Below are 17,849 nucleotides of genomic sequence, written 5' to 3'. Positions count from 1 at the left end.
ATAGTATACGTATAAAACTAGGATAAGGATTCAAAAACACGCTGTCCTAGACTATTGGACTGCGTGTTTTAAGGGTGTAAATATGCTTAGTGGAATAATCCTGACTCTCTCGATTTCTCGAGCAGTTGATGTGTTTTGCGGTTGATGACTTTCTTCAGGAAGAAGCCAATTAGCATGAACACCGTACCCGTGATGGCAAGGAAGATTATATCGGTTGTTGCACGTTGCCAGACGATTCCCCCGACAGCTTCGCGCATCAGGTCGATAGCGTATGTGAAGGGTAGTGCTGGGTTGATCCACTGGAAGAATGAAGGCAGCAACACGACAGGATAGGTGCCGCCTGATCCTGCAATTTGTAGGACGAGCATGACGATGGCCATCGCTTTTCCGACGTCGCCGAACAGGCTTACGAGTGTGTAAACAATCAGCATGAACACGACGCTGATGAGGAGCCCGAATAAGACGAACAAGACGGGGCTTTGTGTTTCAACTTTAAGGAGGAACAAATCGCCAAACGTAATGATGGCCGTTTGCAGAAGTCCAATTGTCATGAATGTCATAAGTTTACCGAGATAGACTTGACGTGGCTTTGCATCGAGACGATGTTCGGCATCCGTTGACAGAAGCGAGATGAGCAGCAGGCAACCGACCCAAATTGACAATACTGTGTAGAACGGTGTCATCCCGGTTCCATAGTTTTTAATCTTGAATAGTTTATGTTCTTGCATCGTAATGGGTTGTTCAAAGAAGCTGCGTTCCGCTTGCGGATCATTTTGCAGCAGACGGATGATTTCGTGCAAATCCGTTTCGTCCTGAACTTTGCGAATCCGGTTCGCCATCAGTTTCACTTTCTCTGATACATATGGATATTCTCCAAGCACTTTATCGAGTGTTTGTTGGCCTTTGGTGACATTTGCAGAAGTGTTGTTCAAGATGCGCTCCACTTCAGGAAGTGTTGATTGAACTTGTAGCAATGTAGACCGTCCTTGCTGTAATGTCCCTTTTGCACGTTTCGTTTCTGCAAGTACAGTCGGTTCGATCGTCTGCTTATACTCTTTGACGAATTGGGCTAAGTTGACGCGGGTGTTCTCTGTAATCTCTTGCAAGTCTTTCAATGTCTGTTTGAGCTGTTCCTCCTTGCCGCCAAGCAAGTCATTCAAGTTCCGTGCATTGCTTTGCGTTTCTTCCATCAATCTTTTCAAATCACCCGTCCGCTCGATGGCGGTTACCAACCGTTCATGTCGGGCTACATTCGTTCCATTCCCTTCGTTGGCTCCCTCATCGGTTACCGCAGAAGAAGCAAGTTGTTGCAGCCATTCTAGGTCGTCCTGCACAGTCGCAACGAGCGTAATCGCTTCCGTCATCCGTTCATCGATACGCTGTTTCGTTGCATCCAATTCCGTGAAATCGAGTGCAACGGTATTCACATTCTGTAAAAAGTCGTTCACGTCATTGGAAATCTTCGATGCTTTATCCAAGTCCTTTTTAATTGATGGGGACAGTTCGTCAAGCCGTGTTTCTGCTTTATGTAGGAAGGTGAGTGTACTATCGATCGTCCCAAGTCCTTCAGTAACGGACTGCTTCACAGAGGGAATCATCCCGTGGGCTTTCTGCATCAAGCTTTGCGCGGATTTAACGTCATTTTGCGTCCCCGTCAGCGTGTTGTAAATGTCGGGAAGTTTTTTCTCGATGTCAAATATGTAGTTTTCAAACCGTTCGATATCGGGCAGCTCGTTTTGAATTTCCACACCTAATGTATTGAATAAGTTGAAAATCACTTCATTCACTGTCGCGACAAACTGGCTGCTCACTTTGTCGACAACGACGCTTGCACCTTTTTCAGTGATTTTTGGCGCAATGGAATTCAGCTTTTCATTCACATAATAATCGATTTCCGCCCGTTGCGGATTCCCTGAAACGACGGTCCCTAGTTTTTCGGAAAAATCTTTTGGAATGAACAGCACTGCAAAGTAATCACCATATTCGACACCATTCATCGCTTGTTGACGTGTAGTGAAATGCCAGTCCATATCCTTATTCTTTTTCAGTGAATCGATGAGCTGTCCGCCTACATCGATGCGTTGTTGGCGTATCATGGCACCGGTATCTTCATTGACAACGGCGACCGGAAGCTGACCTGTTTGGGCATACGGGTCCCAGGATGCATAGATATTGAGCCACGCATATAGCGACGGTAGAAAAGTGAGCCCCCCTACGAGGATGAGTGCTACCCAGTTCCGGCTTAAACTCCGCAAGTCGTTTTTATAGATTGTCCAACTGTTCCGCATGCTGACCGCCTCTTTCATAAATGATCTCTTCATGCAGTATACCCTTTGCTCCATTGGACAAATCAGGTCTTTGGGGTATTGGATAGCACTTCTATAAAATGATTATGAATGGTGAACGAGGGTACATGTAGAAATATAGATTGCGCTCGGAAAACGACGTGCTTCACTATGAAGAAGGAGGAGGGGGAATCATGGAGAAACAATATGATGTAATCGTGCTCGGTACAGGATCTGCAGGGTCGATTGCAGCCAAGAAATGCAAGGCGGCCGGGTGGACGGTGGCGATTATCGATGACCGACCGTTTGGCGGCACATGTTCGCAACGAGGGTGTGATCCGAAGAAAGTGCTCGTTAGTGCAGGGGAGCTAATCGATTGGAATGAACGGATGGATGGCCTTGGCATTGATGGTGAACCGACCATCAACTGGTCCGATCTAATGGCGCTCAAACGTACATTCACCGCGTCCATCCCTGACGATACGGAAGAGAAGTATAAGGAACTGGGCATCGACAGTTTCCATGGTCGGGCTTATTTTGAAAGTGAAAAGGACATTCGCGTTGGCGAAAATCGGTTAACGGGTAAGCATATTCTCATAGCGACCGGCGCAAGACCGATGGAGATGGGGATGGAAGGGGAAGCCTATTTGGCGACGAGTGATGAGTTCATGGAGCTCGAGGAACTGCCGAAACGAATCGTCTTCGTTGGTGGAGGCTTCATTTCATTCGAATTTGCCCATCTTGCAGCACGTGCAGGAGCTGAAGTACACATTCTCCATAGAAGCAAGAATCCACTGAAACAGTTCGATCAGGACCTTGTGAAGTTTCTGTTGAAACGGTCGGAAGAAATAGGGATTCAAGTCCATTTAGATGTTGATGTGAAGAGCATTCAGAAGAACGGGGAAACGTTTACCGTTACTGGCGAGAAAAACAGCGTTGAACAACAATGGAAGACAGACTATGTCGTGCATGGGGCGGGGCGCGCACCGTCACTAGATATAAACCTGGAAGCAGGGAATGTCGAGCGCGATAAGAAAGGTGTCTCTGTCAATGAATACATGCAAAGCATTAGCAATCCGCATGTCTATGCAGCAGGGGACGTTGCGTCTACAAAAGGTCCACCACTCACACCGGTTGCATCGGCGGAATCGTATGTCGTTGCGCAAAATCTTATACATGGCAATACACAAAAAATCGACCATCCTGTCGTCCCGTCCGTCGTCTTTACGGTTCCGAAACTCGCCTCCGTTGGTATGAGCGAGCAAGAAGCGAAGGAGTCAGGACTGGATATTGAAGTGAAATTTGAAGAAGTGACGGACTGGTTTACGTATCGGCATACGAATGAAGCCTATGCTGCATACAAAGTCATCATTGATAAGAAAAACAATCTCATTATCGGTGCCCATTTCCTAAGTGGAGAAGCGGACGAACTCGTTAATAATTTCGCAATAGCAATCCGTTTCAAACTACCGATTTCGGAATTGAAGCAGATGAACTTCGCGTATCCGACAGTTGCCTCGGATATGGCATATATGATTTGAATATAAATAGGGGTTGTCCCGAATTTCGATAGAAAATCGAATTCGGAACAACCCTTTTATTTGTCGTTATTGACGCGTTAGTCCGGCAACAGTTTTACGAAGGTGACTGCGTTCTTACAAAATCTGCGTCAATTCGGAATTGAGGACTCGCTGGGCGACTAGAAGGACGCCTGAAGAAGTTAGCCCGTAAACGGAATAGATTCCGCCGTTTTGATTGGGGACAATTTCAACTTCATATTGCAATGTGTTTGCACCTAATCCAAGCGTTCTAACCGTAGATGCATTCGCTGCAGCACTGAAATTTGTAGAAGAAATGAGCTGTCTTGTCCCATTTAATCTGTAAACTCTCGCCACGCCGGTCAGCATCCCACCTGTGCGGTTAAGGACTTTAATCCGTACAGCCGTTGCATTCGTCGGCAAATTGCCTACATTTTCAATCGGTCCAGTTGTAAATGGCATTGAGTAACACCTCCTTCGAAAAATTCTATAATCTGCAGATTACTTTCTCATTGTATTCACCGATTCAAGCGTGCGCTAAGCGAATTAATCATTTAACTAAAATTACACGATGAAATTATGGGTGAATTTAGCAAATGGGTAGTGATGAACGTTGCATTGGCGCTGTTTAATTAGGTGAATGCATGTACATATGCCGAGGAAATGTATGTTGTGTGAAGTCGAAGTAGGGCGTCGTTCATTGAATGTGAAAGATGCATGTTCATTCCGATGTAAATTCGCTATAATGGTAAGGCATGTCTGTTTTGATTAAAAAAAGAAGCAATAGATAGATGGATAGCTAGTTGAAAGGGGAAGTATCGTTGACGAATGTAAGAGATGTAAAGTTGGTTGCGGAAATTGAGCATTTGGATGAGAAAGGTAATGGCCAAGCGGTTATTTGGCGTGAAAGTGATAGAGGCAATAACCCGCGAAAGCTGAAGCTGACAATCCCACAGACACTCCGTGGAGAAACAGTGGAAGTCTTCGTCGACAACCCCGATAAGCGCAGACGTAAAGTGATGCCTTTGGAAATTTTGGATGCAAGTCCCGACCGGACGGAAGCCCCTTGTCCGCATTTTGAACTGTGCGGTGGCTGTGTCTGGCAGCATTGGACGTACGAAGGTCAACTGAAGCATAAGACGAAACAAGTGAAGAAAGCATTGAAGCGCGAAGGGATGGATCCAAGCCTTGTGCATGACGCGATTGGCATGGAAGACCCGTGGCATTACCGAAATAAGATGGAATTCACATTCTCGCCTGCAGGAGATATCGGGATGCATGAACAAGGGAACTTCCGCAAAATCATTCCACTAGAAACTTGCCTAATTGCTGGCCGCAATATGGTCGATGGCATGTTGGAAGTGAGTGAATGGGTGAAGGAATTCGAGCTTACAGGCTATGACAAGGAAACACGTGAAGGATTGTTGCGCCACTTAATGGTGCGTGAATCATTCGAGACAGGTGAAATGATGCTTGCATTGTTCGCAACAGCAACGCCTGACGGGGAACTTGCAACAGCTATTGCCAACCTGATTGAACGCATTACAACGAAATTCCCGAATGTGAAAAGTTTGATGTGGCTTGTGAACACGGACTTGGCGGACATTACACAATCGGAAGACACGCATATACTCGCAGGCCGCGATTTCATTTACGATGAAATGGCCGGGTATCGCTACCGTCTCTGGTTCGATACATTCTTCCAGACGAATCCGCTACAGGCACAAAAGCTCGTCGACTTGGCACTAGAAATGGGTAAGCCGGAAGCGCATGAAAGAATGATCGACCTATTTTGTGGTGTCGGTACATTCTCCTTGCCATTCGCTGCACGTGTGAAAGAACTCGCGGGTATTGAAATTGTTGAGACGTCGATTGAATCAGCTAAACGGAATGCGGTCGATAACGATTTGCATAACACGACATTCTTAGCACGTGACGCGCGGACGGGTCTCGACGAAATGAAAGAGACATTCGGTTTCGCAGACTTACTGCTAATCGACCCGCCACGTTGCGGAGCAGGCGGCAAAGTGATGCGCCGTATCGGTCGCTCGAAGCCGAAACGGATTGTCTATGTATCCTGTAAAGCGGACACGTTCGCAAAAGATATAGCAGAATTAGTACCGTTCGGCTACAAACTCCAAACCGTCCAACCCGTCGATCTATTCCCGCACACGGTGCATGTGGAATGTGTTGCGTTGCTGACATTGGAAGAAGAACAAATCGAAGGGTAATACAGAGAAATGAAGCAGGAGCCTGCTTTGGCAGAGGCTACTGTTCTCATAAAGGGATATAGAAAAAGGGAAACTGTATACGCGCAGTTTCCCTTTTTCTATGGAGGGAGTTAGTGACAGGACTAATTGTTTTTCGCGGTCAATCAACTTTCAAAGGTAACGTCCATTTTCCCGTCACGGTATTCTATCATTGGATCCTCTCCACTGACTGAGAGCTTTCCGTTCTGATAAAATGCTGTTTCTTTCAAAAGTTTTCGCTGTCCATTTACATCGATGACAACGTCGATATGGTGCCAAAATGTGTGACCATCTTCATATTCTACGCCTCGGACATGATAGTCCGTCACCTTGTATCCGCGTGATTCGATATATGCGATCTTCTGCTCGAACACCGTCTTCGTTTCACTTCGAGTCAATGCCGTTGGGGTTGTGATGCCTTTATCATAGAGGAACAGCCCTTTAAATGCTGTGTCATAATCGTCTTCCAACAACGCATCATAATAGGTATGAATCGCTTTCTCCGCTTTTTTCTCTTCGATTGACTGGCAACCAGCCAAGCTTGCGACGATTAGGAGTAAGCCAGCAAACAGGAACTTTTTCATCAAATCCTCCCCCAAGTTACAGCGTTTACTCTATATGACGTAAAAAAGGAGATTCAGTTTCATCGAAAAAAGCTTTCAGTCCGAAAGTAGGACATGAAAGCTTTTCATTGTTATAGGCTCGTGATGCGGTTTCGTCCATTGCCTTTTGATTCGTACAGTGCATCATCCGCTCGGGTAAACAGGCTATTCGCACTGTCGCCTTTACGGAATCGGGTGATACCGACGGAAATCGTAATCGCAACGCTTTCCCATTTTGACTGTGCAACAAACTGACGCAATTCCTCAGCCAGACCGACCGCTTTGTCAGCGTTCTCTTCATAGAAAATAATGGCGAATTCTTCGCCGCCAATACGAGAAATCAAATGAGGTTTTGGAATAATCGATTCCATCTTCTGTGCAAGCTCTATCAGTACTTCATCTCCAACTGCATGTCCATATTGGTCATTCACTTTTTTGAAGTGGTCAATATCCAGAATGGCCAAAGAAAAAGCCGGACCATTTTCTTTCTCAGCATGCATTATGGCATGGGCAAAATCTTTTCGGAATACACGACGGTTACATAAGCCTGTCAACTCGTCGCGTGCTGCTAGTGTTTGTAAATCACTGTTCAGCTCTTCTAGTTCCCGCTGCTTGCATTCTACATCTTTTAACAGTGCCATGAGTTTTTCATTTGCTAAATCTGTCTCTTGTTGAATCCGTTCAGCATTTTTCTTCGCCGCGAGCATTTGTGTCTCATACTCATCCCGAGTTTTGATTTTGACAATAATCCCTTCATACAAACCGTTGTGTTCATTGACATTGACGAGAACAGGCAGCGATTGCTTGTCTAATTTGAAATTCAGATACATTTCCCGAACTTGTTTGTAGACGGAAATCGCAGGCAGGAAATACGTCTGGAAATAAACCCGGGACGGCAGCGTCAGTAGTTCCTGGAAATGTATGGGTGTATTGTCCGTTTGCAAGATATTTTTTAACGTCTGATTCATTTCGATGATTTCAAAGTCTTTATTCAGGACAAAGAAGCCACATGGGGCACGATCCAATTGTTCATCCATACACTTCCCGCTCCTGTCTAGCTAATGAATCGCTTAATTTCTTCTGCTGTTTCTTCTGGTTCGCTTATATGCGGATTATGGCCTTTTCCTTTTTTCATCACAACGAGTTCGCTGTTCGGCATCGTATCCCGCAGAAATTCAGCGACTTCAAGCGGTACGATGGCATCCGCAGTTGTTTGTAAAATAAGCGTTTCCACGAGCACATGCGGCGCATCTGCCCGGTGGTCCGAATAGAATGTAGCTTCTGCGAACTGGCGGGCAATTTCAGGGTCATTGGAATACAATAACGCTTCGAAATTCTCCACCATTTCAGGGTTTTCGCTCGTATTCATGGCCAGTGGCGCTAAATATTTTGACCACTCTTTGTAGTTCGTCTCCATCATATCCAACAGTTCTTGAATGTCACTGTCTTCAAAACCACCATTGTAACCAGGTTCGTTCAAATAGTGAGGAGAAGGGCCAATCATGACTAACTTTTTCATCAAATCAGGTCGTTGAATGGAAGCGAGTGCACCGATCATTCCACTGACAGAGTGGCCGACATAAAGAATATCCTTCAGATTGAGCGCATCGCAAATCTCCACTACGTCTTGCGCATAGCCGTGCAAAGAGCCGTAGCGTTCTTTGGAATAGGCCGACTTATCACTTCTGCCTGCACCGACATAATCGAACACGACAACCTGATAATCCGTTTCGAATGCGGGTACGAGTGCTTTCCAAACCGTCTGGTCGCATCCAAATCCATGTGCGAAAACAATCGTCTGATTACCCGATCCGCTTACGTGTACGTGATTCCTCTTCAGTATATCTACAGTCATATCGATCATCCTTCCTTTGCATTAATTTTACCAATGACAGAAGGGCAACACAACCTATTGACTAGCAATTATGATAAATAAATAAGAGATTTCGACAAAAAACGACTAAGCATTCGATGAGAATGGTGAGAATGATTGTTTTGGAAATCTATTTGTCAGTATGAACTTGCATAACTGAAATGGTTACTTGAAGTGATATATAAACCCTTGAGATTTCCATTTATACCTGTTGACAACAGGACACACCTTTCATTTAGTAATCTAGTAACCCCAAAGAATGAGATTTTGTTGAAAGTTTTTGTTGCAAATAATCACCAATGGTGTAATACTACACTAAAGGTGAAAGGGTGTATTGTTATGAATCGAGAACTACTCATTCAAATGGTTTCCAAACAACTAAAGATGATTCGAGCTGAGCAGGGCTATTCACAAGATAAAATGGCTGATGTGTTAGGCATTTCTAAAAAGACATTAGTTCAAATCGAAAAAGATCGCATACAGGCAAGTTGGACAGTCGTATTAGCAGCGTGTGCTGTTTTTCGTGACAGCGATACATTGCAAGCAGTACTTGGCAATGAACCACTTGAAATGATAACGCTTATTTTAAATGACCATATCAAACCAACCGGAGCCCCGACAATGGGCGGACGGATATGGTGGCGGGACTTACAGAAAGAAGGTCATTTTAAATTACAACAAAACGTCGTCAGCAAGCATTACCGGATTTTAAATGAAGCGGACAGACGCATTTTCAGTACATTTGATGAAGAAGACGTCATGAAAGAGTGGGTGTATTTACAAGGCACTGCGCATGAGGAGAATGAGTTATGAAAGTAAACAACTACGCAATTATGCTGTTAATCGTTTATTGTGTCCCCTTTGTCTTTTTATCGATGTATGACGATTATAAAAACTACTCGATGATCGTTTATGGAATAACGCTAGTCATCATAGTTTTTTTCGCCTTCTTGGCCAAAAGAAAGTCCTCATTGATGGTGCTCATAACGGCCAATATTCTATCATTCCTAAGTTCTTACTTCTGGGTGAAGCGAATGGATGAAATGGAAGACTGGGGTTACTATTTCAAGCCGCTTGAGCCATCACAATTAGTAATGCTCGTCACGGTTCTAGGTGTTTTATTGCAACTGATTGTGTTCCTGCTTACCAAACGAGTCGGATATAAAAAGGATGATGTGATGAACCGATGAACGACTACATTCTAAAGAGGTGGTTATGGATATGAAAAGTATTGTTGGAAGTGCATGTGCAATCCTCGGTCTTATTGGTGCAACATTATTAGGCATCTATGCACAAGACCTAGCTTACTATGTTCATGAACAATTTCCCGCAATTGATTTAGGGGCAGCTATTACAGTCATAACGTTCTGTAGTATTGGTTTGTTTATCAGTATTCCTCTCTTATTCTTCATCTTCAATAGAGAAGCGGAAACAAGTAAGACTATAGCGGTTTTGGGTTCGGTTGTACTAGGAATACCGGTTTCGATGTGGTCCTTCTTTGTGTGGGCAATGTGGATGGGATGAGTGAATAAACCTTGTTAACGCAACAGTCATTCTTATCGGAAGCACTATATTATATAGAAAGGGGAGTAAATCGGTGAAACATAAAAAGAAAATCCTAATCATATGTACAATCTTGCTGATCCTTGTCCTCGTTCCGATAAGCTTTGTATACGTTTTGAACAATGGGAATCCGATCACTCATTATATAGCGGATAAAAAGGTACCGCTTCATTTAGAGGAGAACGGGTATACAACTAATGATCTAAAGGAATCTACTTATATTGAACCAAAACATACGATCAACCGAAAATTCTTCCATGGTCATTACAAGGTAGTGTTTGAAGATGAACCAACAGTGACGTACTACTATGGCGTCACAAAATTAGGGAATGCCGTTCAACAGTTTTGCGAGAAAGATCAACGCTCATTTGCGGGTGTGACGGATACTGTTACGGATGATCTGAGACATAGCGAGAAGGAATGCGCCAGTTATCAGTAATGACAAATAAAGCTACGTTTTTGGGAATGTCTATGTGCTGATTTGGGTATGTTTCGCACAAGTATCTATTTTTGCGAAAGCAGATAAATTGTAAATCATAAACGCATCGCTTACAATTAAATCGTACACGATATACTAAACCGGAAAAGAGGAGATTTTACATGAAACCACTTTATGAAACGACGATCATTAACACAGGCGGACGCGATGGATCAGTTTATTCACCGGACAATATCTTCAACTTGGACGTGGCAAAACCTGCAGCACTCGGCGGTCAAGTGACGACGGCATCGAACCCGGAGCAATTATTTGCGGCAGGGTATAGCGCATGTTTTAACAGTGCATTGGAAATTCAATTAGACAAAGGTAAAGTAGCATATACAAGTAGTGAAGTAATTGCAACGGTGGCTCTTTATCCAGATAAAGAAGATGGTGGTGTGAAAATCGGCGTTAAACTTCAAGTAACCATTGAAGGTGTCGATCAAGAAGTCGCAGAAGAATATGTGCACAAAGCGCATAGCTACTGCCCATACTCGAAGGCGATAAACGGCAATGTCGATGTAGAAATTACAGCGAAATAAAAGGAGGCATTCAAATGACATCTGTCTATGATTTTGAAGTGAAAAAACCGAACGGCGAAATACTGTCGTTGAAAGAGTACGAAGGGAAGCCGCTCGTCATTGTTAACACAGCAAGCAAATGCGGTTTCGCGCCACAGTTTGGTGGACTGCAATCGTTATATGACGAATACAAAGAGGACGGACTTGTCGTTCTTGGTTTTCCATGCGACCAGTTCAATAACCAGGAATTCGATAATATTGATGAAACAACTGAATTTTGCCAAATGAATTACGGCGTCACATTCCCGATGATGGCGAAAGTCGACGTCAATGGCGATGCGGCAGATCCGTTATTCGACCATCTGACGTCCGAGCAAAAAGGGATGCTATCAAAGAAGGTTAAGTGGAACTTCACGAAGTTTCTTGTCGATCGCAATGGAAAAGTTGTAGAGCGCTATGCACCTCAGACGGCTCCTGAAAAACTAGCAGAAGATGTGAAAAAGCTGTTATGATGAAAGACTTTCTGACGCTCGATAAACAGCTCTGCTTCGCTGTTTACGAAACGGCAGGCGAATTCACGAAGCTTTACACAAGTGTTTTAAAACCATTCGGTCTGACCTATCCACAATACTTGGTACTACTCGCATTATGGGAACGTGACGGCGTAACGATGAAAGAACTGGGGGAGCAACTCAGTCTTGGCACAGGCACACTCACACCGATGATTTCCCGCATGCAAGAAAATGGCTGGCTGCGTAAAGAACGTTCAACGGAAGACGAACGAAAAGTATTTGTGACGCTTCAAGAGAAAGCCTATCAACAACAACACAACATCACACAACGCATTGCCGAAGAGATTCAGCTATGTCAAATCAGTTTGGCGGAATATGATGAGCTAATGGAGAGATTGCACGGGCTTCGCGGGAAACTGGTAGAGCGGGCAAATGCTTCAGGCGTGTGAATAGACAAATCAACGTCAAATAAGCAGCGACCTAAATAGGTCGCTGCTTATTTGTGATAGTGCTGTCCGAACTTGTAGTTAATTCTGCAACTCTTGAATTTCTTCGAGCGATAGTTCCGTGACATTCATAATCATTTCAATCGGCAATTCATTTTTCAGTAAGTTAAGGGCAATCTTTCTACGCTCTTCTTTTTTACCTTCTATCCGCTCCCGCTCAAACGCACTAACAATCGTAGGGGAAGCATTATCCTTATCATACAGTTGCATAAGCTCCTTCTCCTTTCCGAGTACAGAATACATCGTGTTGGCTAACTTTTTCTCTAAGTCTATAGGCAGTCGCAGCAAATAATCGATGAAATGGAAAACGGCTTGGACGGATGTTCTGGAATATTCCGGGTTACGTACAATGGAACGCATGAGTCGGCGCTTGAATACATATCGCCGCTTAGCTTCATCTTTCGTCTCGTGTAGCAGTTTAGCCGCGAGCACAATTTTACTGAACAGCTTTTCAGAGCGACGCAATTCATCTTTATCGTAAGTAATGATCTTACTTATAGTATACGCATAATGAAGAGTCGTGCCAAAATAATCGTAACGAAAATCCTGCGACGTTGTGTTCTTATGTAGGGATGTCATAATGGCAAAAGCGACAATCTTTTGTTCGTGCGTGTCATAAATTCGATAGAAGTATTTGAACATCCGTGCAGCGAAATCTTCCTCATTCTCACTTTGGACTTCAATATGAACCAAAATCCATTGTTCCGCACCATCTGTTAATTTCACTTTCACAATCTGATCGGCCATCCGGCGTCCTTTTTTCTCGTCGGCTACTTCTTGAAAAAGTTCCTGTTGCAGAAAGTCCGGCGACTTTGAAAAGTCTACATGCGCATGCAGTTCCGGCGCGAAAAACAATAGGAAATCCTCAAACAAATCCCGAATCACTTTCATCCACAATCCATCTTGATCAACTTGGTAAACGACAGGTCGTTCCATCACAAGTGCGGCTACCATGCTAGTTAACACACCTCCATTAATTATTAGATTAATTAGATTAATTAGATTAATAATATCATATTACGAACGTGTGTTCAATTATTAATAGCTTCATTACATGAAAATGAAGAACTATACACAAAAAAAGCGGAGTCCTGTTGACGAGGACTCTGCTTTTCAATTTAGACCGTCAATCCTCCCGAACCAACTTCACATCATCATGCGAAGCTCCCTGCAAGTAAACCTGCTCTATTCCAACAAACCTATCTCATCGAAAGACAAATTTACGGGTTCGTCCAATAACTCAGGCATCACTTCCAAGTTGGTTGTCGGAACTGTATCAGGGACTTCTTCAAATTGGAAATGATTTACCCATAACTTACCGCGCCCTTGTAAAAGCACGCCAAAGGAAATTGTTTTACTACGTTCAGTAACGTCAAGCACGATTGAATAGTAATTCCAGTCTACTGTTCCGCTAATTGGCCGGTTGCTCATATTATCAAACTGCAACGTATCACCTAACTGATCATCAACGCGCATCCATGCACCGACAAATTGATCGACATCTTCACATTTAATGAAACATGACAGCTTTACACGCTTGCCTAAGAATTTATCCGCCTTAAACTGCTGCATCATCGTCGCAAACTCATCAGTTTCAGTGACAAATTGAGAGTGAAGGAATCCTGATGTATTGCCTGTATGGACGATTTGCCGATCGATGCCCATCTTGTACAAGTGCGGATGACTTCCGCTTAAAAACCAACCCTTGATTTCTTGCAACATAACTTCCTCCTCTTGTTTATGAATAATACTTCTCATCGTTTTGCGATATTCACCAGGTGCAAGTCGATAGGACTTCTTAAAAGCGCGACTGAACGCTTCTTGGGAGTTGAAGAAAGCATGAATCGCAATATCCATAATTCGTGTATCCGAGTGAATTAATAATACTGCCGCAGTGGCAAGTCGCCTCGAACGAATGTATTGGTCTACGCTCATAGTCAAAGCAGATTGAAATATTCGATGGAAATGGTATTTTGAATAACCCGCAAATTCCGCTACATCCGAAAGCTGAATATCTCTCTGCAAGTTCTCTTCAATCCACTCAACGACCCGTTGGATTACCCAATCATCATTCATGGCATTCCGCCCTCCTCTGCAAACTAGTATAGCGCAAGCCGCAAGACGCTTTTTGATAAAAGATGCGAACTTGAATCGGTACACCGCAATTATTATCAAAACAATGGATTCTATCGTTGCTAACATAATGGAAAAGAGAAAAAGGGGTGGATACTAGTTGAAAAATGGAAGTATTGTCATAGGTAGCGCGATGATGGCTCTATTAGTTGTAGGTGTGCACAGTTTGATTGAGCTGGTTGTCACAAAAAACATACCCGTAGTATTTGAATGGAAGAAGATCATTTTGTTTCTACTAGTTTTTATTGCCTGTATCGGACTGACGAAACGTGAAGAGATGGAGAAGTAATTGGGTTGCGCGCTCGATTACGGTAGCCAGAGTAATAGTGTTTGTTTAACAAGGAAATCAGTTAATGAGGTACGAGTTTATAGAAATAAATGAATAAACCATCCATGTCGATTAACGGGTTCGTTGATAGGGAGAAAACGTTAAAAAACATAGCAAATGGGGGCGCAATTCGCATATGAATTGGTGTCCTCATTTTTATTGTTATATCAATGTTTGAGACAATTAACGATGGGAAATAGCAATACAATTGCTAAACCATTTAACAACAGCACATAAATTTATGTGCCTCTGCTAATTGTACTGCTAATAAGCTTGTTATTTGGAGGTTGGAATAATTTTTAAAATAACTGAAAACATTGAAGAGAATAAATGACATTGTGCTAAAATAGAGATATTAGAAGGCGGCTTTTTTAACAAATGTGCCAAGTTGATGAATGGATTGGGTAAAAGTGAGGTGTTATGTTTGATTAAAAGAAATGCACGATTGTTTTCAGTTATAGGTATCGTGTTTGTATTAGTATATATTGTCTTTTTTTTATCAACTGGTTTAGACAGAGTAGCGAACTATAATCAGTGGTACGCATTTTTATTATGTGTATTCCTTTCAGTGGGGGCATTTATTCTATCAATTTTATCAATTATTGGAGAAAGAACCCGTGTCGCTCCTTATTTTACGGTATTATTCTCAACTCTATTAATTCTATTTACTATTTTTGTATTTCTTCTCCCCGAAGCAGGGATACCACCTGCTATACCATTATTTTTTAATTGACTATGAGTTTGTTCAGTTATCGGGGGCGATTATGAAATAAGGATTGTGCCCTCTTCCGTAAAAGGTCGAAATTGTGATATTCAATGTTCTAGAGGAGGTGGAATAGTGAAAAAGTGGAGAGTAACGACGGTAGCACTGGTAGCAATTATCTTGGCTGTTGTATGGGTGATGGTAGAGAAATCTGATACATATTCAGAACCCCAAAAAGCACTTTTTGCAATTGATAATGAATTGTTATTAATACCCGCATATCAGATGAATGACAAAGCCCTCTTCTTTTTTATAAAGGACGAGGATAGTTTAGGAGCTGTTTATGTTCGAAAAGGACTTTTTGGTTGGAAAGCAGGTATGTTGACTTGGAGTGCGATTGATAATGAAAGAAATTATGATAGTGATCATCTTAATGGGACAAAAGGGCACGGTGGGAGTTTACTTTATGGTTTGATTAAGAACGGGGATGACCGAATTGTCCAGGTCAACGAAGAACAGGCTAAAATGCTCAATCTGGCGACAGTGGGTCAAAAAAATATAGAAAAATATCGGTTAGAAGAATTATTTGTCTGGTATTTTGAAGGTGATGAATCAATTACTGAAAGTGAGATTAAATTATTGGATAAGGATACAGGTGAAGAATTAGATCCGGCAAATTTTTAAGGCATATAGGCAATTATGCAAGAATCGGGGCTATACCGCCAAAAGGTTAGTGCCTCAATCGGGCCAGATTATTAAGTTAGGGGAGGGTATTTTTTGAATACAATAGTGTTATTTACAGTGCTTGTTTCTCTGCTAGTCTCCACCATAACTTGCAAATGGGTTTTTAAACTAAAAAGTAATAAATGGCTGAGTGTTCTAACAGCATTGGTTGTAAATGCTGTAATTTTACTAATAGCGACCGTACTTTTTTATAAATTAGATGTTCAAGCATTTCATAAACAAACAGATGGCGTCTTTAGTAGTTTGGGAATACTAGTATTTGCGTTTTTTATTCCAGTGCTAACACTATTAAATTTCTTCACTCTAGAATTTATAAGATACCAACGTAAAAAAATATCTTACTAATGATTTATTTAATTTCATTAACGGGTGCATATACCGCATTAGGAAGTGCTGTTTTCTGTTTAGATTTAGAGAAGCAGACACTTAGTTACTCAACTTTCGCAGAGTGAAATCGGCAAATAAGCCCTGATATAACAAGGCAAACCTTCCATCCAATGCAGGACTTGTTTTTGAATCAAGTTTCTGGTTTGTCTTCCCGTCTTCTTTAGTGCGTCTTTAAGAAACCCGATCAATTCCTGCAATGCGCACGCCCAGTCGAGGTAATCAATTTCATCACATAGTTCGTAGAACAGCCCGCCAAGTGTCCGGGGATCTGCTTCATTGCGGTGTTGCCAGGAGAGGACGATAAATCGTGTGAATACGATGGTTGTGTGACCAATCAAACTGCCATACGACCGAACCTGGAACTCCTTGGCCAGATTCAGCAGTGATTTGGCCGTCTTGAAGAAGACCTCGATGTCCCATCGCATACCATAGATTTTGATAATCTCCTTTTCGGAAAGCGTACAGTCTGTAGAGAGGATGGCTAACCAGTCGCTTTTCTTATTCTTATTCTGTACAAAGACCATTTTTACTTGGATGCCGTCGGAAAGCTCGCACAAGATTGAACGGAGGATGCCAAACTGCCCTTCTTGACGGCGTGCCAGTTGATAGAGTCCAGTCAAATCGACAGGTTTCCCTTCCACAAAGTACCGGGTCTTGTTCTTTTTGACCATCCCAATGACACCGATTCCTTCGGCTAGAACATTCTTAATCAGCGCAGGCATGGTGAACCAGGAATCCATCAACAGGAATTCTGCTTCGATACCTGCATGTAATGCTCTTCGGACCATTTGGGGGAGTAAATCTGTTGATTTCTCAATGGCTTCTTTCCGACGTTTATAACCGGAAGTCCGCTTGTCCAGTTTTTCTGCTATCCCATTTTCCGTCTTCTTAGAACTCTGAAGCGTAAAATCGACAGGTAGGAAGGTCATGCCATCTGACCAACCCAAAGTAAGCATCTTAAATCCTTTGTAATAGCCACCCGATGCATGGTCATACAGCCTGGCGAGTAGTTCCACTTTCTTACTTCGATCTCGACGGTATGCGGAATCATCTACAATCAGGACTTTTCGTCGGTCCTGTCCTGTCAACCGGTCGACTTTGCGAATCGCCGAACTGCTGAGCGACAAAAGGAACCGACGCCAATTGAAGGTAGACTGATCGAGGAAACGGTAGACGGTATCTTTGCCGGGCAGATCCCCCGCCCGTTTGGACTGCAGGAGCGAGAACCAGTTCCGTTGCTGAAAAATCAGGCAGAATACGAGTCTAAAAAGATAGGAACAGGTAAATCCGAAGGATTTAGAAATACCGGCTTCTCGTAAATGCTTCGTAATTTCTAGTTCTTTAAATGCAGCTTCTGCTTCGTTTGGCATTTGAAAGTTACATGGTTTTTGGTTTATCATGGGAGAGACACCTCTTCTATGGTTAGT

19 protein-coding genes are annotated in these 17,849 nt (G+C 43.0%); 11 read left to right on the top strand and 8 right to left on the bottom strand.

Annotated features, from left to right (window positions below; genetic code table 11):
* Positions 1-86: 86 nt before the first annotated feature.
* Entirely contained in the window at positions 87-2,321 is a 2,235-nt protein-coding gene (locus QWT69_RS14210; RefSeq protein ID WP_317966702.1) for a YhgE/Pip domain-containing protein, read from the bottom strand.
* A 158-nt stretch (positions 2,322-2,479) separates the two neighbouring features.
* Between QWT69_RS14210 and QWT69_RS14205 the strand changes: the two genes are divergently transcribed.
* Positions 2,480-3,826: a dihydrolipoyl dehydrogenase family protein gene (locus tag QWT69_RS14205; RefSeq protein ID WP_317966700.1), complete on the top strand. Its 1,347-nt coding sequence runs from the start codon at positions 2,480-2,482 to the stop codon at positions 3,824-3,826.
* A 114-nt stretch (positions 3,827-3,940) separates the two neighbouring features.
* Here the strand turns inward: QWT69_RS14205 and QWT69_RS14200 are convergent, their stop codons facing one another.
* Positions 3,941-4,285: an ATPase gene (locus tag QWT69_RS14200; RefSeq protein WP_317966698.1), complete on the bottom strand. Its 345-nt coding sequence runs from the start codon at positions 4,283-4,285 to the stop codon at positions 3,941-3,943.
* 359 nt (positions 4,286-4,644) lie between these two features.
* Between QWT69_RS14200 and rlmD the strand changes: the two genes are divergently transcribed.
* On the top strand, positions 4,645-6,054 hold the full coding sequence (gene rlmD, locus QWT69_RS14195; protein WP_317966696.1) for a 23S rRNA (uracil(1939)-C(5))-methyltransferase RlmD: 1,410 nt from the start codon (positions 4,645-4,647) through the stop codon (positions 6,052-6,054).
* Positions 6,055-6,197: 143 nt separating this feature from the next.
* Here rlmD and QWT69_RS14190 read toward each other — a convergent pair whose 3' ends face one another.
* From QWT69_RS14190 to QWT69_RS14180, 3 genes are all read right to left on the bottom strand, one after another.
* Positions 6,198-6,656, bottom strand: a complete 459-nt coding sequence (locus QWT69_RS14190) for a hypothetical protein (protein ID WP_317966694.1) — start codon at positions 6,654-6,656, stop codon at positions 6,198-6,200.
* Positions 6,657-6,766: 110 nt separating this feature from the next.
* A complete protein-coding gene (locus QWT69_RS14185; protein ID WP_317966692.1) occupies positions 6,767-7,711 on the bottom strand; it encodes a GGDEF domain-containing protein in 945 nt (314 codons plus the stop codon).
* Between the two features lie 17 nt (positions 7,712-7,728).
* Positions 7,729-8,529: an alpha/beta fold hydrolase gene (locus QWT69_RS14180; protein WP_317966690.1), complete on the bottom strand. Its 801-nt coding sequence runs from the start codon at positions 8,527-8,529 to the stop codon at positions 7,729-7,731.
* Between the two features lie 357 nt (positions 8,530-8,886).
* Between QWT69_RS14180 and QWT69_RS14175 the strand changes: the two genes are divergently transcribed.
* The 7 genes from QWT69_RS14175 (at position 8,887) to QWT69_RS14145 (ending at position 12,070) form a co-directional block, all read left to right on the top strand.
* The gene (locus QWT69_RS14175) at positions 8,887-9,360 is read left to right on the top strand and encodes a helix-turn-helix transcriptional regulator (protein WP_317966688.1); all 474 of its coding nucleotides are present in this window, start codon (positions 8,887-8,889) and stop codon (positions 9,358-9,360) included.
* Positions 9,357-9,737, top strand: a complete 381-nt coding sequence (locus QWT69_RS14170) for a hypothetical protein (protein WP_317966686.1) — start codon at positions 9,357-9,359, stop codon at positions 9,735-9,737. Before QWT69_RS14175 ends, QWT69_RS14170 begins: the two co-directional genes overlap by 4 nt.
* A 31-nt stretch (positions 9,738-9,768) precedes the next feature.
* Positions 9,769-10,071 carry a hypothetical protein gene (locus QWT69_RS14165; RefSeq protein ID WP_317966684.1) on the top strand — a complete coding sequence of 101 codons (303 nt, stop codon included), beginning with the start codon at positions 9,769-9,771 and terminating at the stop codon, positions 10,069-10,071.
* Between the two features lie 73 nt (positions 10,072-10,144).
* Positions 10,145-10,549 carry a DUF3139 domain-containing protein gene (locus QWT69_RS14160; protein ID WP_317966682.1) on the top strand — a complete coding sequence of 135 codons (405 nt, stop codon included), beginning with the start codon at positions 10,145-10,147 and terminating at the stop codon, positions 10,547-10,549.
* Between the two features lie 161 nt (positions 10,550-10,710).
* Positions 10,711-11,130: an organic hydroperoxide resistance protein gene (locus QWT69_RS14155; RefSeq protein ID WP_317966680.1), complete on the top strand. Its 420-nt coding sequence runs from the start codon at positions 10,711-10,713 to the stop codon at positions 11,128-11,130.
* A 14-nt stretch (positions 11,131-11,144) separates the two neighbouring features.
* The gene (locus QWT69_RS14150) at positions 11,145-11,621 is read left to right on the top strand and encodes a glutathione peroxidase (protein ID WP_317966678.1); all 477 of its coding nucleotides are present in this window, start codon (positions 11,145-11,147) and stop codon (positions 11,619-11,621) included.
* Positions 11,618-12,070, top strand: a complete 453-nt coding sequence (locus tag QWT69_RS14145; protein ID WP_317966676.1) for a MarR family winged helix-turn-helix transcriptional regulator — start codon at positions 11,618-11,620, stop codon at positions 12,068-12,070. Before QWT69_RS14150 ends, QWT69_RS14145 begins: the two co-directional genes overlap by 4 nt.
* 78 nt (positions 12,071-12,148) lie before the next feature.
* Here the strand turns inward: QWT69_RS14145 and QWT69_RS14140 are convergent, their stop codons facing one another.
* Complete coding sequence (locus tag QWT69_RS14140) at positions 12,149-13,093, bottom strand: Rpn family recombination-promoting nuclease/putative transposase (RefSeq protein ID WP_317966674.1); 945 nt, start codon at positions 13,091-13,093, stop codon at positions 12,149-12,151.
* Positions 13,094-13,312: 219 nt separating this feature from the next.
* Complete coding sequence (locus tag QWT69_RS14135; RefSeq protein ID WP_317966672.1) at positions 13,313-14,203, bottom strand: helix-turn-helix transcriptional regulator; 891 nt, start codon at positions 14,201-14,203, stop codon at positions 13,313-13,315.
* Positions 14,204-14,360: 157 nt separating this feature from the next.
* Between QWT69_RS14135 and QWT69_RS14130 the strand changes: the two genes are divergently transcribed.
* Positions 14,361-14,549: a hypothetical protein gene (locus QWT69_RS14130; protein WP_317966670.1), complete on the top strand. Its 189-nt coding sequence runs from the start codon at positions 14,361-14,363 to the stop codon at positions 14,547-14,549.
* 877 nt (positions 14,550-15,426) lie between these two features.
* Positions 15,427-15,975, top strand: a complete 549-nt coding sequence (locus QWT69_RS14125) for an aspartyl-tRNA synthetase (protein ID WP_317966668.1) — start codon at positions 15,427-15,429, stop codon at positions 15,973-15,975.
* Between the two features lie 494 nt (positions 15,976-16,469).
* Here QWT69_RS14125 and QWT69_RS14120 read toward each other — a convergent pair whose 3' ends face one another.
* Positions 16,470-17,822, bottom strand: a complete 1,353-nt coding sequence (locus QWT69_RS14120) for an IS4 family transposase (protein WP_317966666.1) — start codon at positions 17,820-17,822, stop codon at positions 16,470-16,472.
* Positions 17,823-17,849 lie beyond the last annotated feature (27 nt).

Origin of the sequence: Sporosarcina oncorhynchi, from assembly GCF_033304615.1 — a bacterium.
Lineage (GTDB): Bacteria > Bacillota > Bacilli > Bacillales_A > Planococcaceae > Sporosarcina > Sporosarcina oncorhynchi.
This window is presented reverse-complemented; position numbering and strand designations above follow the sequence as displayed.

Coding starts and splice junctions, on each gene's coding strand:
- QWT69_RS14210 (WP_317966702.1), bottom strand. CDS start 2,321: ATGAAGAGATCATTTATGAAAGAGGCGGTCAGCATGCGGAACAGTTGG.
- QWT69_RS14205 (WP_317966700.1), top strand. CDS start 2,480: ATGGAGAAACAATATGATGTAATCGTGCTCGGTACAGGATCTGCAGGG.
- QWT69_RS14200 (WP_317966698.1), bottom strand. CDS start 4,285: ATGCCATTTACAACTGGACCGATTGAAAATGTAGGCAATTTGCCGACG.
- QWT69_RS14190 (WP_317966694.1), bottom strand. CDS start 6,656: ATGAAAAAGTTCCTGTTTGCTGGCTTACTCCTAATCGTCGCAAGCTTG.
- QWT69_RS14185 (WP_317966692.1), bottom strand. CDS start 7,711: ATGGATGAACAATTGGATCGTGCCCCATGTGGCTTCTTTGTCCTGAAT.
- QWT69_RS14180 (WP_317966690.1), bottom strand. CDS start 8,529: ATGACTGTAGATATACTGAAGAGGAATCACGTACACGTAAGCGGATCG.
- QWT69_RS14175 (WP_317966688.1), top strand. CDS start 8,887: ATGAATCGAGAACTACTCATTCAAATGGTTTCCAAACAACTAAAGATG.
- QWT69_RS14170 (WP_317966686.1), top strand. CDS start 9,357: ATGAAAGTAAACAACTACGCAATTATGCTGTTAATCGTTTATTGTGTC.
- QWT69_RS14165 (WP_317966684.1), top strand. CDS start 9,769: ATGAAAAGTATTGTTGGAAGTGCATGTGCAATCCTCGGTCTTATTGGT.
- QWT69_RS14155 (WP_317966680.1), top strand. CDS start 10,711: ATGAAACCACTTTATGAAACGACGATCATTAACACAGGCGGACGCGAT.
- QWT69_RS14150 (WP_317966678.1), top strand. CDS start 11,145: ATGACATCTGTCTATGATTTTGAAGTGAAAAAACCGAACGGCGAAATA.
- QWT69_RS14145 (WP_317966676.1), top strand. CDS start 11,618: ATGATGAAAGACTTTCTGACGCTCGATAAACAGCTCTGCTTCGCTGTT.
- QWT69_RS14135 (WP_317966672.1), bottom strand. CDS start 14,203: ATGAATGATGATTGGGTAATCCAACGGGTCGTTGAGTGGATTGAAGAG.
- QWT69_RS14120 (WP_317966666.1), bottom strand. CDS start 17,822: ATGATAAACCAAAAACCATGTAACTTTCAAATGCCAAACGAAGCAGAA.